Genomic DNA, 26,500 nt, shown 5'->3' with positions numbered 1-26,500 from the left:
TTGCAGTTTATTTTTCATTGTAAAAGTGCCCTACATCATTTTTATAGCTGATGCCTGTCATTTTAGATTCCCTGCTGTTAGCTCAACTTTGTAAAGCAACGAAGAAGTATAATAAGGTCTTCTGACAGGCTAAAAATTTATAAGGAATGATGCTGAAAGAAAATGAAATTTCCCAAAGAAATGTTCCGGATGCGATAAAATGGGAATCCCAATTAATTCACTAAAAACTATTACTATGAAAAACACAAATACAATAGCGGCCTTTTATGACACTCATCTTAAAGCTGAAAAGGCTGTTAAAAAACTCGAAAAAAGCGGTTATGATATGACCAGACTATCAATTATAGGAACAGATTACCATAGTGAGCAAACCGTAACAGGCTACTACACTGTTGGAGACCGCATGAAAAAATGGGGAAGTTTCGGCGCATTTTGGGGAGGTTTCTGGGGATTACTGTTTGGATCCGCTTTCTTTTTTATTCCCGGTCTTGGTCCCTTACTTGTTGCCGGGCCTCTTGTTTCGGCCATTGTAGGGGCACTTGAAGGTGCAGCCTTACTGGGTGGCAGCAGTGTTATTGCGGCCGCATTAATTAGTCTGGGCATATCAAATCATGACGTTTTAAAATACGAAACAGAGATAAAAGCAGGCAAATTCATGCTCCTGGTGCATGGCAGCAATATCCAAACTGAAAATGCCCGAAAAGTGCTTGGAATCCATATTGCAAAAGAAAACGGTGTGAAAGACCAAGAATCTATTTCTGCTGAAGAAATTGAAGCCGCTGCAATGCAATAAGAAAAGGAAAAATAGTAAAACTTATACCTTAAAAAAATGAAAACTATACATCAATTAGGCATTTACCTAGATCATGCCTCGGCAAATTTAATCGATTTTACCGATAATGATAAAGAAACTGAGACTGTAATCTCTGAATTTGATATTCAGGACAAACATGAAACCCTGCAAAGAAGCGAGAGTGAAATGCACCATAAAGAGCGGGATAAACAAAGAGCATATTTTAAGAAAATTGCAACTCTAGCCATTGGCTATAATGAACTGGTCTTATTTGGTCCCACTAAGGCAAAAACTGAATTACTGCACTTTTTGCAAAAAGATAACAGTTTTGGCAAAATCAAAATAGAAACTGAAGATACCGCTAAAATGAACCTTCAGCAACAAAAGGTCTTTGTTCACGGGCATTTTGAAAAGTTTGCCTTTAAAAATAGTTGAGATGCAAAATATACTTTTTAAAATAAACTGCTATACCTCGCAAAATGGAATTGTCATCAAAGCCATCGCCCTTTATCAAAGTGTTCAGTACTATCTGGGAATTGTATTTACAATCTGATCAATAGGCCTTAGCATTTCCCAATGATTTTTTTTCAATAGGCATTGACTAAATGAATTATAAATTTTTAAATACATACATTATGAAAACCAACGAAGAATTACAAAAAGACGTTCAAAATGCCATCAAATGGGAACCTCTTTTACATGCCGCAGAAATTGGAGTAACCGTAAAAGATGGTGTAGTAACCCTAACGGGCATTGTCGACGGATATTATAAAAAAAAGGAAGCTGAAACCGCAGCCAAAAATGTATCGGGAGTGAAAGCCGTTGTTGAGGAAATAGAAATCAAATACTCCAATACCTTTACCAAAACAGACAATGATATCGCCAATGAAGTCTTAAAAGCCTTAAAGGACAATTGGGCTGTGGCAGAAGATCATGTTAAGGTAAAAGTAGAAGATGGCTGGGTTACACTTGAGGGTGAACTGACCTGGAATTTTCAGAGACAAGATGCCAAAACTGCCATCAGCTTCCTGCCGGGAGTAAAAGGGGTGACCAATGAGATCAAAATCAAATCGGACATCAAAGATGCTATCGAAAAAAAGGATGTCGAAAAAGCACTGGCAAGAAGCTGGTCACTGAACGCTAAAAATATCACGGTGACTGTAAATGGTACCAATGTAAAATTAACAGGTTTTGTTGATTCGATTTATCAAAAAGATCAAGCCGAAAAAATCGTCTGGAAAACTCCAGGGATATGGTCCATTGACAATGATCTTGTTGTGGAATATGATTATGCCATTTTATAAATGCAGAACAAAACAGAGGGCAATGTCCTCTGTTTTTATTTACAAACCTCGGCTCATTGATCTCTAAATTAAAAGTATTACAAGATTGCCAAAACACTTAAAATAAGCTTATGATATCGATAAAAAGAGAAGGGATTATACTGGAGAAAACCGAACTTGTATTTGAAGACGAAGGGGTAATGAATCCGGCTGTTATCAAAAAAGGAGATGCTGTTCATCTTTTTTACCGGGCCGTACGCCATGGTAATTATTCAACTATAGGCTATTGTAAACTAAAGGGACCATTGAATATTGTTCAACGAAACACTGTGCCTCTTATTATTGCTGAATTTGACTACGAAAGTCACGGAATAGAAGACCCCAGAATAGTAAAAATTGAAGGCGTTTATTACCTGACCTATACCGCATTTGATGGTGTAAATGCTTTAGGATGTCTGGCAGTTTCGACAGATTTAATTCATTTTGAAAAAAAAGGGATAATAGTACCCACTATTACTTATAGCCAGTTTAATGAATTGACAAATGCTGAAAATTTAAACAACAGCAAATATTTCAGATACAACCAGCACAACGGAATGGTCGAACAAGATGGCAAAAAAATACTCCTATGGGATAAAAACGTTATTTTCTTTCCCCGAAAAATAAAAGGTAAATTCTGTTTTATGCACCGCATTAAACCCGAAATCCAGATCATTGTTGCTGTTAGTTCACTTACAGATCTAACAAATGCATTCTACGAGGATTACTTCATGAATTTTAATGACCATATTTTACTCTCACCAAAATACGATCATGAATGCAGTTATGTTGGTGGAGGATGTCCGCCGATAGAAACGCCCAAGGGATGGCTTATTATTTATCATGGGGTCAAGGACAGCATTGATGGATATGTATATTCGGCCTGCGCTGCTTTATTGGATCTTGATCATCCGCAGATTGAAATAGCACGCCTGCCCTATCCTCTTTTCAGTCCAAAAAGGGATTGGGAACTGGAAGGAGAGGTCAATAATGTGTGTTTCCCCACAGGAACAGTTGTCTTTGAGGATACTTTATATATCTATTATGGTGCCGCAGATGAACAAATAGCCTGCGTATCGGTTAGCTTATCAGGTTTAATTAATGAATTAATACTTAATACTAAAAAAAATGACAATTAAGACTCCGCTTCTAAACAGTATCAGCCTATGGGCATCAAAAAAAAACACAGCTATTTCAGAGGATAAAAAAGAACATAAAATACCTGAAATTTTATTTATCACCTCATTTCCTGCCCGCGAATGCGGTATTGCAACCTATTCTGAGGACTTAATTGCTGCTTTAAATAATAAGTTTGAGAGTTCTTTTAATATAAAGGTCGCTGCTCTGGAATCCATAAATGACAGCTATAGTTATGGTGATGCTGTGGATCAAATTCTTAAAACGGATTCTGCTGATTCCTACCTGAAGCTCTCTGAATACTGCAATAGCGATGAGGGAACTAAGCTACTTTTAATACAACATGAGTTCGGACTCTTTAAAAATAATGAGACCGATTTGATTAAATTCTTAAGCGCTTCGATAAAACCTGTTTTAATTGTCCTTCATACTGTTTTGCCTCTGCCCAATCAGGAGATGAAACGAAATATTATCGAAATGGATACCTTTATCGACGGTTTTATTGTCATGACTCAAAGATCCGCTGCATTGCTGCAGAACGTTTATGGCATTGACAGGGGAAAAATTTCGGTTATTGCCCATGGAACCCATTTGGTAAAACATGGGGATAAAGAAATATTAAAAGAAAAATACGGACTTGCTGGTAAAAAAGTAATCTCCACTTTCGGACTCTTAAGTTCTGGTAAATCAATTGAAACCACTTTAGATGCATTACCGGTTATCGCGAGCCAAAACCCTTCTATTTTATTTTTGATCATTGGGAAAACTCACCCGTCAGTAGTTAAAGAGGAAGGAGAAAAATATCGGGATTTTCTAAAAAAAAGAGTCGAAATCTTAGGACTGCAAGAGAACGTAAAATTTATTAATGTCTATTTACCATTAGAGGAATTACTCGAATATTTGCAGCTTACAGATATCTATCTTTTTACCTCCAATGACCCGCATCAGGCTGTAAGCGGCACTTTTTCCTATGCGATAAGCTGTGGCTGTCCCATTATATCTACCCCAATTCCACATGCACTTGAAGTACTTCAGGATGGAACCGGAGTTATCATTGAGTTTGGAGATACGATACAATTGGCTGAAGAAGTTCTAAGGCTTTTAAAAAATTTACAGTTTCGTAAAGCTATTTCGGCCAACGGCATCCACAAAATGGCTCCTACGGCATGGGAGAATTCCGCAATTGCACATGCCGGATTATTTAAAAAAATCATAGCCGAAAAAATAGATTTGCATTATAAAATTCCGGAAATAAATCTGAGCCATTTCAAAAATTTAACCACTTCATTTGCCATGATCCAATTTTCAGTAATCAACCATCCTGATATCAATACGGGCTATACTTTAGATGACAACGCACGTGCATTGGTGGCTATCTGCCAGCACTATGAATTGAAAAGGGAGCCTGAGGATTTAGAACTCATTGAAAAATATTATAGTTTTATCAAATTTTGTCTGCAGGAAAATAGGAGTTTTTTGAACTATGTCAACATAGATGAAGAATTTACCAAACAAAACAGTGAAAATCTGGAGGATTCCAACGGAAGAGCAATCTGGTCTCTGGGTTTTATGCTTTCCCTTTCCAGTATTTTTCCTGTCGGATTTACATCAGATGCCGCAAAGACCATGAAGAGAGCTTTACGAAAAGTACATACAATTTATTCCACAAGAGCAATGGCATTTGTCATTAAAGGAGTTTATTATCGTAACAAAAATGCGGTAGATTTTGAAAATATTGCACTTATAAAACTGCTTTCGAATCGATTGGTAAAAATGTACAGACATGAATGCAAATCTAACTGGAAATGGTTTGAAAGCTACCTGACTTATGGCAACAGTATACTGCCCGAAGCGCTTCTTTGTGGCTACTTAGCCACAGGTGAATATCAATATAAGGAAATTGCCAAAGAATCTTTTGATTTTCTTTTATCTCATATTTTTACAGACAATAAGATCAAAGTAATATCCAATAAGGGATGGCTTGACTCAAACAGGCATAAAAAAGAAACCGTAGGCGGAGAACAGCCCATTGATGTTGCCTATACGATTCTTGCCCTTGAGCGATTCAATGGTGTTTTTAAAAATTCATCCTATCTGGAAAAAATGGAAACTGCCTTTAGCTGGTTTTTGGGCAACAATCATTTGGAGAAGATAATCTATAATCCATGCACTGGAGGGTGTTATGATGGTTTGGAAGAAAATTACATTAATCTGAATCAGGGTGCAGAATCCACAGTAAGCTATTTAATGGCCCGTTTAACGATGGAAAAATATGCTGCTAAAAAAGAGGTCCTTCATGAAAATACAAACAAAATCAAGCTTTCAAAGACTATTGCCGTAAACATATAAATCATTATCCAAAAATAGTGGCAGGAAAACAAATCTGATCACTCCGATGATTTAAAGATACTTCACTCCCGAGAGCTCTAATTTTGTATTAAATTCATATACTCGGGGCTTGCCTGTGGGGATATTTACCTTTACAATGTCAAGCGGGTTGATGTTTTCAAGGTACATCATCAGGGATCTTAAACTGTTGCCATGGGCTACGATTAAAACATTTTGACCCATTTTTAATTTTGGTTCTATTTGTGTTTTATAATAAGGAACTACACGGTTGTAAGTATCCAGCAGGCTTTCTCCTCCGGGAGGACATATATCATAACTTCTTCTCCAGATATCCACCTGGGCCAAACCATACTTTAGCGCTGTTTCATCTTTGTTTAGTCCTTGCAAAGTGCCGTACATCCGTTCATTAAAAGCTTTATTTTTCACAATAGGAATCGTCACGTGCATTTCACGCAGGATAATCTGCAGGCTCTCCTGTGCCCTTACAAGCATGGAAGTATAGGCGATATCAAAAACATAACCAATCAGTTTTTGCCCTGCCTGTTTTGCTTGTTCTCTTCCAAGGTCAGTGAGCGGAATATCGAGGATTCCTGTAAAACGGTTCTCTAAATTATAAAGAGATTGTCCATGTCTGACAAAGATTAATAGCGCCATTTTTTTTCTTTAAAACCAGTATCAAAGCTAACGGATAAATAGCCTAAAAAAGTGTTCCAGATCACTTATTACAATGTTGATGATCATTTCTATATTGGCTGCTATAGGTCAAATTTGCTGAACAGATTTAAAAACTAAATCCTCTAAATCCAATCTCTAAAAATTATAATTATGAAAACATTATTTGCACTTATCGCACTGGCTGCTTTAACAGCCACTATTCTTATGGATACTGTAGGGAGAAGAGTCACACCAACTAAAACCAAGTCATAAACCTAACCTATTATTTTATGTGTTTTTCTGCTACAGCAAGTTTTAGTGCCGCAATTGTACTTACAGTTATTGGAGCTGGCGCCATAAAGAAAGTACAGCATCGCTCACAAACTATGTTTGCCTTAATCCCTTTCATATTTGCTATACAGCAATTCTCTGAAGGATTACTATGGTTGTCTATTCCCAATGAAAAGTGGTCTTACCTGCAAACCAGCATCACCTATTTTTATCTGATTATCGCACAAATTATCTGGCCCGTCTGGGTTCCTGTTGCCATACTGCTGTTGGAAAAAGAGCAAACAAGGAAAAACACACAAAGAATACTTGTGGCAATTGGTATGCTTGTTTCGATGTACCTTACTTACTGTTTGTTCCATTTTAATATTAGATCCGAAATTGATTGCTACCATATCGCCTATATCCAGACTTATCCAGAGGAATTTCGGGTAATGGGTGGATTGCTTTATATCATTGCAACAATACTCCCGCCTTTCTTTTCACATATCAGACGCATGTGGTGGTTAGGGGTAATGGTTTTGATATCCTATGTCGTAACAACTGTTTTTTATGAAAGCTATCTGGTATCGGTATGGTGCTTTTTTGCTTCTGTGATCAGTTTATCTGTATACCTGATCATGTCAGAAATAAGAACAAGTCATCGCGAAGAAACATACCACAGAAAAACCATGAAACAGATTTTAAAGAAATCATATGAAAGTAGCCGTATTTAGTACCAAATATTACGAAAGGGAGTTTCTCAACAACTATAATAAAGATAATAAACACCAGCTGACGTTTTTCGAAATGGCGCTAAACACTCAAACCGTGCATCTTGCTACTGATTTTGATGCTGTTTCTATACAACTTAATGATAAAGTAGATGCGGCTGTTATTGCACAATTGTCTAAGTCTAAAATAAGACTTATAGATCTTCGAAGCGCGGGATACGACAATGTTGATGTCAAAGCCGCTTTAAAGAATAAAATTACCATAATGCGGGTTCCTGCTTATTCTCCAGAGGCTATAGCCGAGCATGCCGTAGCCCTTATTTTAACGCTGGACCGTAAAACACACAAGGCCTACAACAGGGTAAGGGAAAATAATTTCTCTTTACAAAATTTAATGGGTTTTAACCTTAATGGAAAAACTATAGGTGTGGTGGGTACTGGGAAAATTGGGGCCGTATTTTGCAATATTATGCTGGGTTTTGGATGTAAAATAGTAGCCTTTGATTTAATCGAATCAAAAGTCCTGATCCGCAAAGGGGTACGTTATATGGCATTTGACAAACTACTTGAAACCTCTGATATCATTTCCATACATTGCCCTCTTACTCCAAAAACAAGGCATCTTTTAGATAAAAAAGCATTCGCAAAAATGAAACCAGGTGTAATGCTCATTAACACCAGCCGTGGTGCATTAATTAAGACTTCAGATGCCATTACCGCTCTTAAAAAAGGCATTCTTGGCTATATGGGAATTGATGTCTATGAGGGCGAGCAAAAAATATTCTTTAAGGACTTATCGGCTGCTGTTATTAAGGATGATTTAATTGAAAGGCTTATGTCATTTAACAATGTGATCATTACACCCCATCAGGCTTTTTTCACGCAGGAAGCCCTGAATGAAATTGCGCGCATAACAATTGGAAATTTCACGGATTTTGAAAATGGCGTTCACTCAGAGAATGAGGTCAAATAATACATTTTGTATTAATAAGTAACTACAATCAGTTTTTAGAATGTCGAAGGTCATTTCTAAAAACGTTGCTTCTGCCCACCTTTACTCCCATAAATCTATTCACAAATGAAAACCAACGATGAACTACAAAGAAAAGTTATAGAAGCCATTAATTGGGAACCCCTTTTATCAGCTGCAGAGATTGGAGTTGAAGCTTTTGACGGAATTGTTACACTGACGGGATCGGTAAACAGCTACGCAAAAAAAGAAGAAGCCGAAGCAGCAGCTAAAAATGTATCGGGCGTAAAAGTCGTAGTAGAAAAAATTGAAGTTGTGCTAAACGAAAAAAATCAAAAATCAGATTTTGAAATTGCTGCCGAAATTATAAACGCTTTCAAATGGCATTGGGATATTCCACATGACAGAGTCCAGGTAAAAGTCGAAAACGGCTGGGTTACACTTACAGGTTCTCTGGAATGGCATTACCAGAAAGAAGAGGCTAAAAAAGCAGTAAGCGTGCTCATTGGCGTCAAGGGGATTATCAATAACATTATGATTATCTCTTTATCCAAAGACCGCATCAACAAAAAAGATATCGAGGATGCTATCGAGCGAAACAAAATTATAGGAAATATAGCTATTACAGTTGAGGTTTTAGACAATTCTGTTACCTTAAAAGGGAATGTAGAATCCTGGTTCCAAAAAAACGAAGCAAGCCGTCTGGCCTGGAAAGCACGTGGTGTACTGGAGGTTAAAAACAACTTACATGTAGAACATGAACAACAGCCCTGAAACATTCCCTTCAAAAAAATTATAAATTATGGAAAAAGTAAATATGGATAGTCTGGTCACCGTACTGGCTGAAATAGAAAATTTGGGATTTACATCTCAATTTGAGGTTAATGGGAAAAGTCTGGTTTCACTCAAAACAGATAAGCATTATTTGCCCGATCAAATACAAATAGCCCACTTCTATCGTTTTGAGGGAGAATCAAATCCTGAGGACAGTTCGATCATGTATGCTATTGAGACCTGTGATGAAGAAAAAGGAACCCTTGTTGACGGTTACGGAACTGCCTCAGATCCTGCAACAGCAGATTTTATTCGTAAAGTAAGTAACATTCATAAATAATAAACCCTACACTAAAGATGAAAAAACTGAACCCATCCATTACGGTCATTTTTGTAATCTCGGTAATTATAATTCTACTGAACCGATACACCCAGTTTCATATTAATGATTATAGGGCACATTTTTTCTTTCTCTTCTTTGCGGTATCCTCAATGGTAATTCTGATTGGACAGTTTTTCAAAAAAATGCAAAGCAATTGGTCTATTATTTCTGTTTTCCTAATCATTGGAATCCTATGCGGGCTCAAAGCATTTTTTACATGGGGCGGAGACTGGAAAACACAAACCATACTTTACAGAAATATCCAAAACAAAGGCAAAACGATCAATTATCAATTACGTGGAGACCGATTTGCATTTGGGTACAAAAAACGAATCGTAGGGATTTATCACCTGGCGCCTTTTATGGAGTGGACAACAGATGTAGACACGCTTTATCTGGATAAAACAAAATGGGAAGAGATAAATCTGCAGGTCAATGAAATGAAACTCAAATAGAAAAATAGTAACCTAAAACTGCTGTAATGGAATTTATAGATTATTATAAAGTTCTCGAGATATCCAAAACGGCAAGCAAAGCCGATATTAAGAAGGCCTACCGAAAACTGGCCAGGAAATACCATCCAGACCTGAATCCGAATGACAAGCAGGCTGAAAAGAAATTTAAAGAAATCAACGAGGCCAATGAGGTGCTGGGTAACGAGGAAAACCGTAAAAAATATGATAACTACGGGAAAGACTGGAAGCAGGCCGAAGAGTTTGAAAAATCAGGTTATAATCCAAATGATCGGCAAAGTTCTGCAAGACAATATCAGGAGGATAATTCCGAAGGAGATTTTTCACAGTTCTTTCAATCGATGTACGGCAATGGCAATTCGCAGCGAAGAAACACGTCTAAATTTAGGGGAGAAGATCTAAATGCAGAAATGCAGCTAACCTTAAAAGAGGCTTATTCTACCCATAAACAGACCATCACTGTCAACCATAAAAATATACGAATTACCATTCCTGCCGGAGTTGAGAATGGACAGACCATAAGAATTCCAGGACATGGAAGCACGGGTTTTAATGCAGGCCCAAATGGTGATTTATTTATTACTTTTTCCATAAATGATAATGCTGATTTTAAGCGGGAAGGCAATAATTTGTATACCAATACCGAATTAGATCTTTTTACCGCTGTTCTGGGAGGTGAAATTACTATCAATACCTTCGATACAAAAGTAAAACTCAAAGTACCCGCGGGAACACAAACCGGGACAAGGATAAAATTAAAAGGGAAAGGTTTTCCTATGTATAAAAATGAAAATCATTTTGGAGATTTATACATCACTTATATTCTCAAAATACCTGTAAACCTTACAGAGAAACAAAAAGAACTCTTTCTTGAACTTTCTAAATTAAGTACCTTTGAATGAGCCAAAATAAATATTGTAGTTTTAAAAATAAATTACCATGAAAAAATTACTCGTTACCACAGACTTCTCCAATATATCAAGAGCAGGGATAAGATTTGCCATCCAATTTGCTTCTCAGACTCCCTGTGAACTCCTATTCTATAGCGTAAATACAAAACAGCTTGAAGATAATATTGACAATTATTATAAAAAAACTACGCAAACATATAAACTAAAAAAATTCATACTATCCATTTACAAAACAACCAAAAAAGAAGTTGGAAAGGCAGAATTTGTAACCGAGAACCATAACCACGTGGAAAAGGCCATTATAGCTTATGCACAAAAATGGAATGCTGATTATATTTGCATCAATACATCAGGTCCCGGGATATTTAATCAATTGATAGGCACTACCGCTTCAAAATTGATTACCACTTCCCCTACTCCAATTATTGTGGTACCCTACACGTATCGCATGAAACCCATCAATCTTTTATTGTATGCCTCAGATCTTGCTAAACTAGGTGTTGAACTGCCCTTTGTTAAAAAATTCGCAGCTCTGTTTGCTGCAGCTATTGCAGTGTATCATTACGATGAGTTATTAGATCAGGGTGATTTCAAGGAAGATTTTAATAAAATAGCCCAAAACTACAAGTCGGATAAAGTCTCTTTTAATTTTAAAAAATTAAATATTGAATATTCCTTACTCAACCATTTGGAAATAGATATCAGAACAATAAGACCCTCAATCGTTGTCATGTTTACCAAACAAAACCGTGACTGGTTTGAACGTCACTTTCTTTCGAGTAAAACCAAGGAATTTGGTTTTGACACTCATACTCCTATACTTGTTTTTAGAAAGTAAAAAAACACTTTAATAATGAATACAAACAAATTCAATACAGCTGGATTAACCACTGCACAAGTACTTACGGCTAGGAAAAAACATGGACAGAACATATCTTCCTATAAAAAAAAGAACCGTTATACCGCTGCGATGATCCGAATGATCAAGGAACCGATGATGATTCTTTTGTTCGTTGCATCAAGTATTTATTTTATTAGCGGAAAAACGGCTGATGGTTTCTTTTTAACCTCAGCAATAGTTTTGATTGCAGCAATTTCGTCTTACCAGAATGCCCGAAGCCGAAATGCTTTGGAACTTTTAAAAAACTTTACCAAACCCAAATGCAAAGTCATAAGAAATGGCGATGCTGTAGAAATAAAAACAGAGGAAATTGTTATTGGTGACAGTCTTTTGGTAGAAGAGGGCGTTTTAATTGCTGCCGATGGAATCATTTTAAAGTCTAATGATTTTTCTGTAAATGAATCGATCCTTACCGGAGAATCCATGGCTGTCAATAAAGACAAAGAAGCGAAAGAAAATGTTATTTATCAAGGAACGACTGTTGTAGGCGGCCTCGCCATTGCAACGGTCACTGCCATTGGCAGCGAAACCAAACTGGGTAAAATAGGCAAAAGCCTTGAGGGAATAAAAGAAGAGAAAACACCTCTGGAGGTTCAGATTGGTAATTTTGTAAAAAAAATGGCTATTGCCGGAGCCATCGTTTTTTTGATTGTATGGGGAATCAACTATTTTCATTCCTTCAAGATATTCGACAGTTTACTAAAAGCCCTTACCCTGGCTATGAGCATCCTGCCGGAAGAAATCCCGATCGCTTTTACCACCTTTATGGCCATTGGCGCCTGGCGGATGATGAAAGAAGGGATCATTGTCAAACAAATGAAAACCGTCGAAACATTAGGGAGTGCCACTGTGATTTGTATTGACAAGACAGGCACTATTACCGAAAACAAAATGAACCTGGCTAAGATTTTTTCTTTAAAATCAGAGAAAATTACCGATTTGGAGGGCACTTTATCTGAGGATGAAAAAAAGTTAATTACCCTATCCATGTGGGCAAGCGAACCCATTGCGTTTGACCCGATGGAAATTGCCCTTCATGAAACGTATACAAAAATTACTGAAAAAGATCAGAGACCTGATTTCAAACTGGTACATGAGTATCCTTTGTCAGGAAAACCGCCCATGATGACGCACGTTTTTGAAAATAAATCAGGTAAAAAAATCATTGCCGCTAAGGGAGGCGCAGAAGCATTAATGGAAATATCTGCACTTACTGCCGATCAGAAAAAAATAATTATAAAAGCAATTCAGGAACTATCACACGAAGGTTACCGTGTTCTGGCAGTGGGTGAAACACATGAGACTTCTGAGCATTATCCTAAAACGCAACAGGAATTTAAATTCGAATTTATTGGACTATTAGCCTTTTATGATCCTCCAAAAAAGAATATCAAACTCGTTTTACAGCATTTTTATAAAGCAGGAATAGACGTAAAGATTATTACCGGTGACAATACCCTGACTACTTCATCCATCGCAAAGCAGATCGGTTTTAAGGGATATGATAAAAGCATTTCCGGAGATGAACTTATGAAACTTACCAAGAAAGAACTCAAAAAATGCGTAAGGGATACTACTTTATTTACCCGAATGTTTCCTGAGGCTAAACTCAAAATAATAGATGCCCTGAAATCAAATAAGGAAATTGTGGCCATGACCGGTGATGGCGTAAATGACGGGCCGGCCCTAAAAGCCGCTCATATCGGAATTGCAATGGGCAAAAAAGGAACTGAAATTGCCAAGCAGGCAGCTTCACTTATCCTCATCAATGATGATCTCTCAAAAATGGTGCACGCCATAGCGATGGGAAGAAAGATTTATGCCAACATCAAAAAATCAATTCAGTTTATTATTTCGATTCATATACCGATCATATTTACGGTTTTTATACCACTGGCACTGGGCTGGCGATATCCAAATATATTTTCTCCTATTCATATTATTTTTTTAGAATTGGTGATGGGGCCCACCTGCTCGATTGTGTATGAAAATGAGCCAATGGAAAAAAATACCATGGCACAGCAGCCACGACCTTTCACTTCAACATTTTTCAATTGGAGGGAACTCTCCACCAGCATTATTCAGGGATTGGTAATCACTATTGGTACATTATTTACTTATCAATACTCTATCTATAACGGTTATGACGAACAGCATACGCGTACTATGGTTTTTATTGTACTGGTAACGGCTAATATCTTTTTAACATTAATGAACCGCTCTTTTTATTATTCCATTTTTACCACTTTGCGCTACAAAAATAATTTGGTTCCATTAATTATAAGTATTACTATTTTCATCACCGGAATGCTTCTTTACATTAAACCTTTTGCAGCATTCTTTTCATTTGAACGTCTTGATCTACTTTCACTGTGCATGGCGATTGGAGTAGGTTTTCTGTCTGTTATCTGGTATGAATTAGTAAAAGTATGGAAACGAAATTTTAAAGAATTTAAACCATGACCCTGTCACTCAATTCAATTATAAAAAAGCTGCTTGTACTATTTTTAATTTTTACAGGACTCTATTTTGCTAAAGATCTGCTGATGCCTCTTTGCATCGGTGGTATTTTAGCTACCTTATTTCTGCCTTTGTGCAAATGGTTGGAAAGCAAAAAAATGACCAGAAGTATTGCCATATTCCTTTGTCTTCTAACCTTCATATCGGTAATTTTTATTCTGATTGCTGTTTTAGGCTTAAAAATTTCGGAACTTTTAGCAGATTTAGCTATTATTAAGCAACAGGCCATTGAATCGGGAACTCATCTGCAGAAATACATTTTCAATCATTTAAACATTTCAATTGACGAGCAATTTGAAATCCTAAAAAATGAACAACCCTCCTACTCTAATATCCTGCAGGCTATTTTCGGGTCTTTCGCTTATTGTTTCACGACCTTTATTCTGGTGATGGCCTATTTTGTTTTTTTACTGCTTTACAGAGATCATATCAAAAGTTTTCTATTGAAAATTACACCCGAAGCGCAAAAGTCAGAAATGAAAAATATACTCTACAGCGCTGCACATATTTCCTATCAATATTTAATAGGCCTCTCCAAGATGATTGGTCTTCTTTGGATTATGTATGGCATTGCCTTTAGCATCATAGGAATTGAAAATGCGATTTTCTTTGCGGTATTATGTGGTTTGCTTGAAATCATTCCCTATATAGGCAATATTACAGGAACTGCTCTGACCGTTATTTTTGCTGCCATAAGTGGTGTACACCCTCTAATGCTTGCCGGAATTGTATTGAGTTATGGGATCATACAACTTGTTCAAACCTGGTTCTTTGAACCTTTGATTATGGGACCGCAAGTAAAAATAAATCCTCTTTTTACTATTATTACATTGGTGCTTGGAGAATTGCTCTGGGGAATACCTGGACTTGTTTTGGCAATTCCACTTACGGCACTGCTCAAGATTATCTGTGATCATATACCCACCTTAAAACCATACGGATTTTTAATTGGTACCATAAAGCCTGTAGTTCCATGATAAAATTATTTGCTTTTAAATTTTATCAGGTGCCTGTACTTCCTTTCGAGTAAAACAGCATTAAAGCGAATGCTATCATACAAAAGTCCTAAAAGCAAAGCAAAAACCCCTATGAGTAAAACATGCAATCCCATATTGGAATAAAAAATGCCGCCAATAATGCCGCCAAAAAAGAAAAAACTAATAATGGTCATTCGCAATTTTATCGATACATACAGTTTTTTTCGAAAGAGTTCTTCGGGATAAAAAAACAATTGCGATAACTCGATTCCAAGATCTGTAAAAAGCCCTGTTAAGTGTGTTGTTCGCACTGTGGCGCTGGAAATTTTTGTTACCAGAGAATTTTGCAGCCCCATGGCAAAGAGTAATGTATAGGCTATAAAATCAGGGTTATGTATAATTAAATTGCCTCCAAAAACTGCGATACCAAATAAAATAGCACTTTCAATTGCTGTTGGAATTACATAACTGTATTTTTCATTTCTTCGCAAAAGAAACTCTACAAGCAGACTGGAGAAGAAAGAGCCCAGGAAAAAGAAAAAAATATATAAAAAGTATATAAAGCCCTGTCTAAAATTAAGTTTGAAAATCTCATCTACAAAAAAAGCAAAATGTCCTGTAACATTGGTCGTGAGTTTTTGAACCGCCAGAAAACCAGCGACATTTACAAGTCCGGCCACAAACGATAGTAAAGAAGCTATTTTAAGATTATGCCTTATGTTTCTTTTATTTCCCTGATGTTTGAACATTGTTATTGGTATTCTGTAATTATTGATCTATAATATTCTTTTAGGAATGTTTTGGTTGTATTGTATTGCTGTGACTTTAAACTTTGCATAACTGAAATCTCCTGTTTTCAATTTCCAGACTGCTTCTGCTGAAAAAGGAATTTTCACACCATTTATCTCTTTATAATTGGCCATTCTGCAAAGCCATGGTTCTCTCTTTTGATCGGTCATGAACCGAAGGGTTTCAATGGAAAGAATTTCACCCAAAACATTGAATGTAACGATAAAATCAAATGAGATTTCTTTGTATCGGAATGATAATTTCGCAGAATTTTCATCTATTTCGGTCCATGTTATATTCTCTGAAGGAAGTAAATTTGTTGGAAACCAAACGCTTTCGGCTATCCAGCGCTGCATTTCGCCTTCATTAATTTCGCTGCCTTTGCCGTCAACCACTGTAAAAAGATTGAATAATGAAACTTTTAAATTTCCTTTGCCGTCGATGAAACTATCCCTTGCTGTAAAGATCAGCGTTGAGCCCTTCCATATAAATTGCGGTTTTTGAACAGAAAAATATTGCTTGCCCGTGATATTGATGAACCCACTTTTAAAGTTGGTTTTGAATAAACCCTTATGCCTTAATCTAACTGAACTTATATACGGCATTCCGTCTTTTAATACATATTTAAAATAACGCTGTACTGGTATGGACAAGCCATCTAACTGACTCGAGGTATAAATTTTATCAGATACATTCAATGCATTTGCATATAATGCTTTCACCTGTTTTTTAAATTTTAAATACATTGTTATTTTTCCCAGAAGTATCACCAGCAGTAATACACCAATAATGATTAGTAAAAGTATCATTGTTTGCAATTTTTGTTAGGTTGGCAGGTGAAGGTTTTTGCGTAATTATTTCTTGTATGCGGCAATAACGCAACAATAAGCATCACAATGGCATAGAGCATATAAAACATCTGCAGCCAACCAACACCCTGTACAAAAAAGGTTTCCACCTGTATCCAAATAATGAGCGCAAAAGCGATATAAATACTATAAGTCCAGGCCCAGTACATGTCTTTAAAAAGATTGAAATGTTCTGCAAACGCGATAAAAGGTCTCTTAATTAAAGCCACTGCAATGAGAAGTGGTAAAAAACCTAAAACGACAAACAGAATAATACCGGGAATCAGAAAATCAGGGAATGGTGAGTTTTCTAAAATAGATAACGGCAATCCTCCAAGTAGTTTTCCCGATGGTGAAATAATTAATGCACCACCTCCAATCATAGCGGTAATTCCCAAAAATGAGAGAAGTGCATGATGTATTTTTTGACCTTCTTTTTTCATCACGCTATTGGGTTTAACGGTTTATTATAATTACTGCTATTATGAGCCAAACAGAGCTAAATTGGCAATATGATATGAAATTCCGCGCCAATATTTTCTTGGGCTTTAGAAAAAATAATTCCCTTATGATTTTCTACAATTTTTTTTCCTATCGACAGCCCAATCCCTGTGCCAATATATACTTCATTATTGTGAAGCCTTTGAAAAATAGTAAAAATCTTATTTTCATATTGCTGATTAAAGCCTATGCCGTTATCTTTAATAATGATTTCGCAATAAGCTAAACCTGCATCCAGATCGCTATAAGTTTTAACTTGTTTTAAAGTCAGATTTTTGGAACTTATCTCTATTTTAGAAATTGAATCGTCTTTTTTGTAAAACTTAACAGCGTTACTGATTAAATTATAAAAAAGCTGATTCATTTGCAGCGGAATAGCTTTGATAACGGGCAAATGACCGACTTTTATTTTAAAATTGCGTTCCTGAATCAGCAGCTCAAAATCAATTAAAATATTGTCGATAACTACATTCAAATCAGTTGCTGTAAATTGCGTGTCTGGATTAGCCAGATAGGAATACGCCAGCAAATCTTTAATAAGTGTATTCATCCTAATGGATGATTGGCTTATTTTTTCCAGCAGTAAAAGAGCCGGATCAGAAATTTTTTCCTCCATTCCTAAGAGCCTGCTGATAAACATTAATATTTTACGAAGCGGTTCCTGCAGGTCATGACTGGCCACATAAGCATATTCCTGTAATTGATCATTGGCAGTATGAAGATTTTTAACAAATTCCTGCAGTTCTTTATTGGCTGTGAGCAGATCTACCGTTCGCTCCTGAACTTTAACCTCTAAGCCCTCAGTTAATATCTTCAAGCTCTTTTCAATGTTCCTGCGTTCTGTAATATCTTCAATAGCGAGCAGGATTAATTGTTTTTTACTGTCTTCGTAAGTGACTTGTCTGGCATTTAGAAGCAGGATACTTTCCCCGTATGGCAAAAGATTGGCTAACATCTCGTAATCATCAAGCTGCGTTTTTTGCTGAAGTACTTTTTCCAGCATGGAGCGCATTTGAATATCATCGAAAAGATGATTTTGGATTTCATATATAGGCCTGCCTGACGCTTCTTCTTTAGTGATATTATATTTTTTAGAAAATGCCCTGTTGATGTTTTTTATAATAAGTCTGTTATCCAGAACCACGATCGGCTCCCTTAGTGTGGCTACAATAGCTTCGGTATAATTTTTTGCTGTACTAATTTCCTGTTGTTTACGTAAAAGCTCCTGATTGATCTGCGATAGTTCCTCATTGCTGGACTGCAGTTCTTCTTTGGAAGTTTCCAGTTCTTCATTCAGGCTTTGCAGTTCCTCGCTTCCGCTCAGTAATTCTTCATTGGCGCTCTGCAGTTCTTCGTTGGATGCTTCCTGTTCTTCACTGATGGCATTTACATCATTATGTATTTTTTCCAATTCTTTTTCAAGCTGTGCAATCCTTTTTAAATTGATATCATTTCGGATTTCTTCAGCCGTCATATTGTTTGGGAATATTTCTGACTGGATCGTGTTGCTTTTATAAAACACTATTAGAAAGTGGGGCTCTGAAGTATCAGGCAGTGGCTGTACCTCAATTGTAACTTCGTTTATAATTTCTTTATTTTTAACCTGTATACCTTCTTTTTTTACAAGAGATCCAGTTTCTTTAGATTTGTGCAGGGTATTCCGTAGTTCAAAAGCCAATCCTTCGCGAACCATTTTGAGTAAACTAAAGGTGGGTTTGCCCTGAGAAAATTTGATAAATTCAGTAATATCTCCAATAATATGTAAAATATCCACCTGTTCATTTACGATGACACTAGCTGGTCTGTAATTGGAAAGCAAAATTGATTCTGCGCTTTTTATAAAATCCTCTTTTACGATTTCTTTTTTTGGAAGTTGTGATTTAAAACTTTTCAATTTGTCGGCGCCTCCAGTTCCCCAGCGAGAATACGCTGATCTTGCTGAAACCTCTTTTCTTGTATAAATTTTTCCCCCTTTATCAAAGGACTGAAAAAGTTCATCGGCGGGAATGGCAGTTTCTGATTTTCCTAAAAGTAAAAAACCATTTTCTTTTAAGGCATAATGAAAAGTACTCAAAGATTTTTTCTGTAAAAATGCATCCATATAAATAAAAACATTGCGGCAGGTAATTAAATCCATTCTGGCAAAAGGAGGATCTGTTAGAAAATTATGAACGGCAAAAACACATAAATCCCTAATTTGTCTCTTAATAGTATAACCGTTGGTATTGGATGTAAAATATTTGGAAAGCATAGCATCAGAAACATTACGCATTTGAGATTTTCTGTAAAAACCAGCCCTTGCCTTTGCAATAGCAACTTCTGAAATATCCGAGGCAAAAATCTGGATTTCTTTTCCCTGGAGATTTTCTCCCAAAAATTCATGAAGTGCAATCCCCAGAGTGTACGCTTCTTCACCGGTAGAACATCCTGCAATCCAAATACGTACTGCATTACCTTCCGGCACCCTGCCTACTATTAAAGGAAAAACTTTTTCCTTCATGATCTGAAAAATTTTAACATCCCTGAAAAACTCCGTTACCGGTATAAGCAGATCATTAAATAAATCTTCAGAGGCCAGTTTATCACCTCTCAAAACTTTAAGGTAATCCCTAAGATTAATGATTTTCTTTAATGCCATCCTTCTGGCAATACGTCGGCGTATGGTCGTTTGTTTGTAATAGGCAAAATCTACCCCGCTGTGATGATGCAGAATTTTAATAATTTCATGAAATATTGCTTCATCATTAAGCCCATTATCTTCGCCATTAATCGCTTTTGCTTTACAAAGCTCAATTAATTTCTCAACAATTTTTACTGGTGATAAAACATAATCGACAACTCCGGCATTAATTGCATTTTGCGGCATTTCATTGTAAGACGCATCAATATCCTGGGCAAAAGTCAGTCCTCCATGTTCTTTGATCGATCTCAGGCCAATAGTCCCGTCAGATCCATTTCCAGAGAGCAGTACACCGCAGGCCAGATTAAGATGAACCTCGGCCAATGAATTAAAAAATATATCTATTGCCTGATTTTTTGTGTCCTTAACTCGCGGACTCAGTTTTAGTACTCCATCAAAAGAGGTAAGTATTTTGTTTTGCGGAATAACATAAATAGTATTGGGAGCCAAATGTATATCATCAGTAATTTCAATAATCGGTATTCTGGCTACACGGGAAAGCAGCTCAGTAAGTATACTGTCATGCGATGGGTGTAAGTGCTGTACAATGACATAGGCCATCTGAGAGTCATCTGGAATAGCATCTATAAACTGGGTAAAAGCCTCAAGCCCTCCTGCCGAAGCTCCAATGCCGACAATGGGAAAGTCCTGGCGTGTAGCCTTGGGCAGAATATTTTTTTTATGATGCATGACTTGTAATTTAATTTTGTTGTAAAGATTTTGCCCTCAAAGAATAGGCATTTAAGTACAGAATTATTTCAATCCTAAAGCGCAATAATAAAGGATTCAAATTTCGAATGTTTCAACCTTTCTTTCCAATCCATTTGAATTACCTTTTTTACTAATTTCTTCAAATCATTAAAATCAGTTGGTTTAACGACATAGGCATTGGCACCCAGTCCAAAGGTCTTTTTAACCCCGTCTTCAGAGATACTGAAGTGGAATATATGGCGATTACCGGAATATGCTTAAATAAAATATCATCCCTAATTTGCTGCAAGGTTTCGAAACCTGACATTACGGGCATATTTAGATCTAAAAAAATGATATCAGGGATAAAAGAGTGCTGTCATAAAGACGCTTTAAAAGCTCCAAACCATTTTTACAAAATTCAACCGGAAAATTAAGATCAATATCCTGAACTGCATCAGCAAAAAATCCCTGTCATCCTGATCGTCATCAGTGAGTAAAACACGTGTATTAGCTTTTTGATCCATTAATTCTATAAATGTACGCTTTAATAAACGTTAAGTGCTTTATTATTATTTAAACATTAAAAATCAGTCTAGTTCTACAAAAAGTTCATTATTGACTTGCCATACTCCCTTTGTATCCCAGGCAATCCTTTCTGCTTCTTCCTTCTGAAAAATAGAACTGACAATGCCACTGAGAAATATCGTTTTGCCATCAACCCTGACTTTAATATTACCGATATCAAGTATCCAGCTGCGCTTAAGGGCATTCTCTATAATCTCTTTCTCTATCTCATTGTCTATTTCAGCTTGAATCTTAATCTTATCAATCACTCCCCTTACACCATCGAGATAACGAATGGCTTTATCTGCAGTCTGCCTCTGGAAATTCCAATGCAAAACACCCTCAAGGGTAACCCATCCCTCTTTGACTGTCACTTTTAATGTGTGATTAGGTATAACCCATTTTTCGCTTAGTGCTTTTATAACTGAACTGGTTAGATCTTTGTCATTTCTAATTGCCGAATCAGAAAGATCTACTACTACATCATCTACAACTGTCTTAATCCCTGATATGTTCTTAATAGCGTGTTCAGCTTCTTTTTTTTGATTATAATTATCTACAGTTCCTGCCAGAGTTACAATCCCATCCTGCACACTAACCTGTATCTTACTAGATTGTAAAATAGGTTCCCATTTTATAGCTTCCATGACTTCTTTGCATAAAACATCATTACTTTTTTTCATTAGATTTTTCATTAGTGTTTTTCAAGATTAAGCATCTGTATACTAATTTTTAAAAGTATACTAATGACTATATCAATAAGCAAAATTGAGACAAACAGGACCATAAAAAAATGATTCCTGTCAATACAAAAAGTGACAAGAAACATTTAATATATTGAAGTGATATCCAAATTATACTATTATGATCAATAAGTTTAAATTGGAATTTATGATTAAATATTATTGCAATTATGAACTGAAATCATTACTTAGTTGTATTTATAACTTGTACCTTGGTAGGTGCTTTTTCCATAGAAATAAATGAATTTATTAAAAGAAGAATAATAGCGATAAGAATGGCAAAAGTTGTTAAGCCCACGCCCTGCATGTACCTTTTACTAGCTTTTAACGTCGCCCGATTATTTTTGATGTAAGAGACCTTGTTTGCTTCAATCTCATAAAGCAGGATCTCCTCATATGACTTCTTTAGTAACGCCTCATACTTTGTTACAGATAAAGCCTGATCCAATGTTTTGCTTCTGAAAATACTAAGCATTAAAAGTATAGAACTGATAAAACAGACAATTGGGATAATCGTAATTAACTGGATACTTTCATTGGCTCCTTCTAAACTATTTAAAAAAAAAGGAATAAACAATACTGTAAAACCAATAATGGTACCTGCATATGAATGCTGCTGACGATACGAATCGACTTGTTTTTCAATAACTTCTTTAGAATTTAGGGCAAGAAATTCTAAATATCTGAGGTCTTTTTCCATTATAAAGTAATCTAAAGTTTTTAAAGTCTGCAAAAAATCCTGTTCGAAAGTTATTTTTCTAACAGGATTTTAATCTGGTGCTTAATGTTTGTTCCAGTATCTCTTTCTTTTCATTAAATTCCTTTATATCAATCTTTCCGCTGGCATAACTTTTTTTCAAAATATCAAGTAGTGTATCTTTTAAATTTCTCTGTCCAGGTATATTATAAGGAACAGCAAATATCCAAAACAAAAGTACTAACTATATAATCTAGCATATAAAATTCATTCCCCAAGAATAGTTTTCGTAGTGCATAATGTATTTGTTTTATAAATTATAGATTAATTACATTTTTTTTATAGAATCTCTTTTCTTTGAGTAATTCATACGTTACTATTTTTTAGTTTTACACATCCAAATTTCAACATGGTCCTTAGTAAGATAAAGTTTCAGACTTATTACAAATAATTTAAATTATTACACAAATCTCATTGATAAGTATGGCTTTAGAAATGACTGCTGTCACTGCTTAAAATGATTCTTATCACTATTCATTTATCTGCGCCTTATAGATGCTGACCCGGTTCTGAAAAAAAGTATACCTTTCGTGTTTTATTCTACCGCAGCAACGCAAAATACAATTGAAGAAGCTTACACGACACTTAGTATTCAAGGTTTTTTCAGAAAAGAAGATGGTTATCATAAAACAAAATCAATGATTAATACTATACTTGAGTACTGGAAAAGCTGCGTTCACCCAAGTACCTAAATATTAATTTATTTTCAGTTCTTTCACTTGTTTATAAATTTCAATTTTCCCTATTACATCAAAATCCAAATTATAGTCAATAATAAATTCATAATTTTCATCCATTAGCGTAATGTTCATCGCTTGATAAATTTGATTATTGAGTTCTTTATTTTTTGATAAAATAAGATAGGACGGCAAGGAGTTTTGAGAAAAATCATTTGTGCCAAGGAGATCAAACCCTTCTTTTTTAGTTTCCTCAACAAAATAATAACCCGGAAAATTAAGCCTTTTTTGATTAATAAACTCTTTAAATTCCTCAAGATCAGATATATTAAAAGAAAGTCCTGCAAATTTAAATTAGTGAATTTGTGAAGTTTGAACCATTTAATATTTACAATTAATTTCTTAGAATCAAGGTCGTATTTAAAATAAGTCAGCTGCGTATTTATCGTATACATGATTTGACTTTATAAAATAAAATTATTTATCATTTTCAATACTTAAATTATTTGACCTGATTTCACTGTGTCTGATTTCTCCACCAGTCACACCTGTCTGCGCTGCAAAATATAAAACTACCAAACTCAAGATAATTGCAAGATATAAAGTAAATGGCGCATATGTTTTTTTCTTCCAATTACTCCACAAAGCCAATATAGAAACGACACCTAAAACATAAGATAATATTGCAAAAACTTCTGCCTTTTCTTCATGTTCATGTATCAAACTTTTGGAGATACCCTCAATATGTTCCATTACTTTTTCAGCACCTTCACCAGTAGACAGGGCAGGAATTGTAAAAAGTGCTCCTAATATGAAAATACAGTAAGCAGCTCTTTTTAAAATTTCAGATTTGAGAATAAATCCTCCGATTATAATCAATAAACCAATAAATGGAACAATAATCGGAAAGTGATTGAGCAGTAAGTGATAGTGTGCCTGATTCATAATAGATGTTTATTTAAAAATTTTACATTAATAGTGATAACTTACTTTAATTTAATACTTAAAAAAATCTTCAACGACATTTAGAATCATGCTATTAACTATCCTTTGAAAACTTAAAGTATTTTAAAGTAATTTTCTTTGGAATTATAAACTATCAAAATGAATGTTATTGATTAAAGAGATGCTGTCGGATACTCTTAAAAACATAGATAAAAAAAATGACCGGTTAAACAATCAAAAAATTAAAACCCAGAGTTCAAAATAAATATAGTAGATAGTAACCGTAATCATCAACTGTTGCTTTTAACTTCATTACATCTTTATATATTATCAGATTTTTTTTAATGCATCTTCTAACTTATATTTCTCCTGAAAATAATCTTCTTTTAATGAGTCAATTGTATGCTGTAGAGCTGGATCATATTTTTCAATATGAATTGCAAACCCTCTAATATATTTTACTTTTTTCTTCAATTCATCAAGATGCTGTTGAGCTTCACCAATACATGAATTAATGTACTCGCGCTCATCTGGTGGATGAGATTCCACTTCCGTTCTCTTCTGCTGAATAGTCTGTTGTGCCAAAGCCATTATACTGTCTGATTCCCTATTCATTAAAAACCACTTTCTAACCATCCTGTCACTGATACCAGAGATTTCAGATGAATCTGTCTCGATACCATTTTCATTTGAACCTGTCCAATCCTTTTGCTGGCAAGAGTATAAAAGTATAGCCGTGACAACAAGCATACTTAACTTTTTTTTCATTTGTTTATTTGTTTAGTTATTTCTGTAAACATAGTGTTGAAATGCTATTTATAGCCGAAGATTTTAGGTTCATCATAAAATTAATTATAAGGCCCAAACCTTGCAAAGACTTGAAAACATACAGGATTATTTCCTAAATAAAATTAGATTAAAAAGACGTCTACGAAAATGATATTTATCAAATTAATATGTGATATACAACATATAATCCCCAACAGGAAATCCAAACCAAATTTACAAAGCCAATGAAAGACAGATACTAGATATAGTACGCCAATCTTTTCAAATCCTCCATAAAATTTATAGAAATTTGTCCTGGTCCTGTCACTATAAAAAGTAAAATCCTGAAAAATTTAGATTTTTCAGGATTTTTTTTGCTCAAATTCATTTACAGATAACATATCGCTTTGTATTAAATGCTTTTTGATGATCTACTAGAGTGATATAAGTATTCCTGCTGGCTGTTATCCCTCTATTTATTTCGATTATGATTATACTTCAATACTTCTGATTCGATTTCCTGTATTGTTTTCTTTTTCCCTTTAGAAATCCAGTCTAAAAGTTCTTCTTCAAAAAAATACAGCTTTTTACCATATTTATAGCACGGAATTTTTCTCTGCCTTACAAGAGCGTAAATTGTAGGCTTTGCTTTCCCTATTAGCCGGCTTGCTTCTTCAATGCCAATAGGAATACTTTTTTCTTTCGATTCATACACCTGTACATTCTGAATCATAAGTTTAATCTCGGCAATTTCTTTCACTAAGTGTGCTACTGCTTTGGGCAGGTTCTCAAAAGAGATTTCGTTTGTGTCCATAGCTATCGTTTTTAACAGTTATGATGCAAATGAAAAAAGTGTTTCTGCTGTGTCCTTCTTCACAGCAAAAACACTTGAAAAACACAGTGCTTTATAGTTATTGGCATTTAAAAATCGGTAAAATCTTCCATAATCTTTATAAGCCCTTTCTGTTCATCATCTTTGAGATGCGTTTTAATGCTTTTCTCTTCAACATCTTTTAAAGCGTCAGCAAAAGTCAGCTTTAAAAATCGTGCGGCTCCGTCCTGTCTGGTGACTTTAAAACAATTCCAGATATTCCAGCCAAAATGATACAGATCGAGATTGGACAGATCTTTAACTTTTACCGGTTTAATCTTTTCAAAATTTATGCCTTCAGCATATATGATTATATTCCTGCCCAATTGCTTCAAATCATCATCCGGCAAGTACAGTGCGAACTCCTGCTGTGCATAACGGATGGCAGTATCAATTCTGGCCTGTTTTTGATTTTTGATTGTATTTTGCTGCTGCTCCCTTAACTGCTGAATATCGATGGCTGCATTTTTATTTTCAGGCATTTCGGGCTTAATTAAAGC

The 26,500-nt window shown here is 35.4% G+C and carries 27 protein-coding genes; 15 read left to right on the top strand and 12 right to left on the bottom strand.

What is annotated here, in order from left to right; translation table 11 throughout:
- The first annotated feature begins 199 nt into the window (after positions 1 to 199).
- The 5 genes from BXU10_RS23590 to BXU10_RS23570 all read left to right on the top strand — a co-directional run bounded on the left by BXU10_RS23590 (position 200) and on the right by BXU10_RS23570 (position 5,601).
- Positions 200 to 793, top strand: coding sequence for a general stress protein (locus BXU10_RS23590; RefSeq protein WP_223255552.1), 594 nt, complete (start codon positions 200 to 202; stop codon positions 791 to 793).
- A gap of 36 nt (positions 794 to 829) precedes the next feature.
- Positions 830 to 1,228 carry a hypothetical protein gene (locus tag BXU10_RS23585; RefSeq protein ID WP_078229884.1) on the top strand — a complete coding sequence of 133 codons (399 nt, stop codon included), beginning with the start codon at positions 830 to 832 and terminating at the stop codon, positions 1,226 to 1,228.
- A gap of 200 nt (positions 1,229 to 1,428) precedes the next feature.
- Positions 1,429 to 2,097 carry a BON domain-containing protein gene (locus BXU10_RS23580; RefSeq protein WP_078229914.1) on the top strand — a complete coding sequence of 223 codons (669 nt, stop codon included), beginning with the start codon at positions 1,429 to 1,431 and terminating at the stop codon, positions 2,095 to 2,097.
- Positions 2,098 to 2,207: 110 nt separating this feature from the next.
- Positions 2,208 to 3,254: a pesticidal protein Cry7Aa gene (locus BXU10_RS23575; RefSeq protein ID WP_078229883.1), complete on the top strand. Its 1,047-nt coding sequence runs from the start codon at positions 2,208 to 2,210 to the stop codon at positions 3,252 to 3,254.
- Positions 3,244 to 5,601, top strand: coding sequence for a glycosyltransferase (locus BXU10_RS23570; RefSeq protein WP_078229882.1), 2,358 nt, complete (start codon positions 3,244 to 3,246; stop codon positions 5,599 to 5,601). Before BXU10_RS23575 ends, BXU10_RS23570 begins: the two co-directional genes overlap by 11 nt.
- Positions 5,602 to 5,652: 51 nt before the next feature.
- Here BXU10_RS23570 and BXU10_RS23565 read toward each other — a convergent pair whose 3' ends face one another.
- Positions 5,653 to 6,255: a 2,3-diphosphoglycerate-dependent phosphoglycerate mutase gene (locus tag BXU10_RS23565; RefSeq protein WP_078229881.1), complete on the bottom strand. Its 603-nt coding sequence runs from the start codon at positions 6,253 to 6,255 to the stop codon at positions 5,653 to 5,655.
- A gap of 290 nt (positions 6,256 to 6,545) precedes the next feature.
- Here BXU10_RS23565 and BXU10_RS23560 point away from each other — a divergent pair, with 290 nt between their 5' ends.
- The 9 genes from BXU10_RS23560 (at position 6,546) to BXU10_RS23520 (ending at position 15,164) form a co-directional block, all read left to right on the top strand.
- Positions 6,546 to 7,259, top strand: a complete 714-nt coding sequence (locus BXU10_RS23560) for a DUF6629 family protein (RefSeq protein WP_078229880.1) — start codon at positions 6,546 to 6,548, stop codon at positions 7,257 to 7,259.
- A complete protein-coding gene (locus tag BXU10_RS23555) occupies positions 7,240 to 8,229 on the top strand; it encodes a 2-hydroxyacid dehydrogenase (RefSeq protein WP_078229879.1) in 990 nt (329 codons plus the stop codon). The genes BXU10_RS23560 and BXU10_RS23555 overlap by 20 nt, the downstream gene beginning before the upstream one ends.
- Before the next feature lie 105 nt (positions 8,230 to 8,334).
- On the top strand, positions 8,335 to 9,000 hold the full coding sequence (locus tag BXU10_RS23550; RefSeq protein WP_078229878.1) for a BON domain-containing protein: 666 nt from the start codon (positions 8,335 to 8,337) through the stop codon (positions 8,998 to 9,000).
- Positions 9,001 to 9,028: 28 nt separating this feature from the next.
- Entirely contained in the window at positions 9,029 to 9,340 is a 312-nt protein-coding gene (locus BXU10_RS23545; RefSeq protein WP_078229877.1) for a hypothetical protein, read from the top strand.
- A 17-nt stretch (positions 9,341 to 9,357) separates the two neighbouring features.
- Positions 9,358 to 9,837, top strand: coding sequence for a hypothetical protein (locus tag BXU10_RS23540; protein ID WP_145953340.1), 480 nt, complete (start codon positions 9,358 to 9,360; stop codon positions 9,835 to 9,837).
- A 26-nt stretch (positions 9,838 to 9,863) separates the two neighbouring features.
- A complete protein-coding gene (locus BXU10_RS23535) occupies positions 9,864 to 10,757 on the top strand; it encodes a DnaJ C-terminal domain-containing protein (RefSeq protein WP_078229875.1) in 894 nt (297 codons plus the stop codon).
- A 37-nt stretch (positions 10,758 to 10,794) separates the two neighbouring features.
- Positions 10,795 to 11,604 carry a universal stress protein gene (locus BXU10_RS23530; protein WP_078229874.1) on the top strand — a complete coding sequence of 270 codons (810 nt, stop codon included), beginning with the start codon at positions 10,795 to 10,797 and terminating at the stop codon, positions 11,602 to 11,604.
- A 15-nt stretch (positions 11,605 to 11,619) separates the two neighbouring features.
- Positions 11,620 to 14,130 (top strand): cation-translocating P-type ATPase, encoded by a 2,511-nt coding sequence (locus BXU10_RS23525; protein WP_078229873.1) that lies wholly within the window; start codon positions 11,620 to 11,622, stop codon positions 14,128 to 14,130.
- Positions 14,127 to 15,164: an AI-2E family transporter gene (locus BXU10_RS23520; RefSeq protein WP_078229872.1), complete on the top strand. Its 1,038-nt coding sequence runs from the start codon at positions 14,127 to 14,129 to the stop codon at positions 15,162 to 15,164. Before BXU10_RS23525 ends, BXU10_RS23520 begins: the two co-directional genes overlap by 4 nt.
- A 5-nt stretch (positions 15,165 to 15,169) precedes the next feature.
- Here the strand turns inward: BXU10_RS23520 and BXU10_RS23515 are convergent, their stop codons facing one another.
- The 7 genes from BXU10_RS23515 to BXU10_RS23485 all read right to left on the bottom strand — a co-directional run bounded on the left by BXU10_RS23515 (position 15,170) and on the right by BXU10_RS23485 (position 22,682).
- Positions 15,170 to 15,913 (bottom strand): YoaK family protein, encoded by a 744-nt coding sequence (locus tag BXU10_RS23515; protein ID WP_078229871.1) that lies wholly within the window; start codon positions 15,911 to 15,913, stop codon positions 15,170 to 15,172.
- A 27-nt stretch (positions 15,914 to 15,940) separates the two neighbouring features.
- Complete coding sequence (locus BXU10_RS23510) at positions 15,941 to 16,762, bottom strand: DUF6544 family protein (RefSeq protein WP_078229870.1); 822 nt, start codon at positions 16,760 to 16,762, stop codon at positions 15,941 to 15,943.
- Positions 16,759 to 17,244: a hypothetical protein gene (locus BXU10_RS23505; RefSeq protein WP_078229869.1), complete on the bottom strand. Its 486-nt coding sequence runs from the start codon at positions 17,242 to 17,244 to the stop codon at positions 16,759 to 16,761. The genes BXU10_RS23510 and BXU10_RS23505 overlap by 4 nt, the downstream gene beginning before the upstream one ends.
- 56 nt (positions 17,245 to 17,300) lie before the next feature.
- Positions 17,301 to 20,672, bottom strand: coding sequence for a CheR family methyltransferase (locus BXU10_RS23500; protein ID WP_078229868.1), 3,372 nt, complete (start codon positions 20,670 to 20,672; stop codon positions 17,301 to 17,303).
- 160 nt (positions 20,673 to 20,832) lie between these two features.
- Positions 20,833 to 21,027 (bottom strand): hypothetical protein, encoded by a 195-nt coding sequence (locus BXU10_RS25830; RefSeq protein WP_223255561.1) that lies wholly within the window; start codon positions 21,025 to 21,027, stop codon positions 20,833 to 20,835.
- 235 nt (positions 21,028 to 21,262) lie between these two features.
- Complete coding sequence (locus tag BXU10_RS23490) at positions 21,263 to 21,922, bottom strand: BON domain-containing protein (protein WP_189328121.1); 660 nt, start codon at positions 21,920 to 21,922, stop codon at positions 21,263 to 21,265.
- A 244-nt stretch (positions 21,923 to 22,166) separates the two neighbouring features.
- Entirely contained in the window at positions 22,167 to 22,682 is a 516-nt protein-coding gene (locus tag BXU10_RS23485) for a hypothetical protein (protein ID WP_078229865.1), read from the bottom strand.
- Between the two features lie 587 nt (positions 22,683 to 23,269).
- On the opposite strand from BXU10_RS23485, the gene BXU10_RS25100 reads away from it, so the two are divergent.
- Complete coding sequence (locus BXU10_RS25100; protein ID WP_189328120.1) at positions 23,270 to 23,431, top strand: hypothetical protein; 162 nt, start codon at positions 23,270 to 23,272, stop codon at positions 23,429 to 23,431.
- Positions 23,432 to 23,893: 462 nt separating this feature from the next.
- Here BXU10_RS25100 and BXU10_RS23475 read toward each other — a convergent pair whose 3' ends face one another.
- The 4 genes from BXU10_RS23475 to BXU10_RS25460 form a co-directional block, all read right to left on the bottom strand.
- Entirely contained in the window at positions 23,894 to 24,361 is a 468-nt protein-coding gene (locus tag BXU10_RS23475; RefSeq protein ID WP_078229864.1) for a hypothetical protein, read from the bottom strand.
- 330 nt (positions 24,362 to 24,691) lie between these two features.
- Positions 24,692 to 25,129 (bottom strand): hypothetical protein, encoded by a 438-nt coding sequence (locus tag BXU10_RS23470; protein WP_078229863.1) that lies wholly within the window; start codon positions 25,127 to 25,129, stop codon positions 24,692 to 24,694.
- Between the two features lie 472 nt (positions 25,130 to 25,601).
- Complete coding sequence (locus tag BXU10_RS23465) at positions 25,602 to 25,943, bottom strand: helix-turn-helix domain-containing protein (protein WP_078229862.1); 342 nt, start codon at positions 25,941 to 25,943, stop codon at positions 25,602 to 25,604.
- Between the two features lie 107 nt (positions 25,944 to 26,050).
- Positions 26,051 to 26,482 carry a hypothetical protein gene (locus BXU10_RS25460; protein ID WP_223255551.1) on the bottom strand — a complete coding sequence of 144 codons (432 nt, stop codon included), beginning with the start codon at positions 26,480 to 26,482 and terminating at the stop codon, positions 26,051 to 26,053.
- Positions 26,483 to 26,500: the final 18 nt, after the last annotated feature.

Origin of the sequence: Flavobacterium sp. LM4 (assembly GCF_002017935.1) — a bacterium.
GTDB classification, from domain to species: Bacteria; Bacteroidota; Bacteroidia; order Flavobacteriales; family Flavobacteriaceae; genus Flavobacterium; species Flavobacterium chungangense.
The sequence above is the reverse complement of the archived record's forward strand: the minus strand, read 5'-3'. Positions and strand labels throughout refer to the sequence as shown.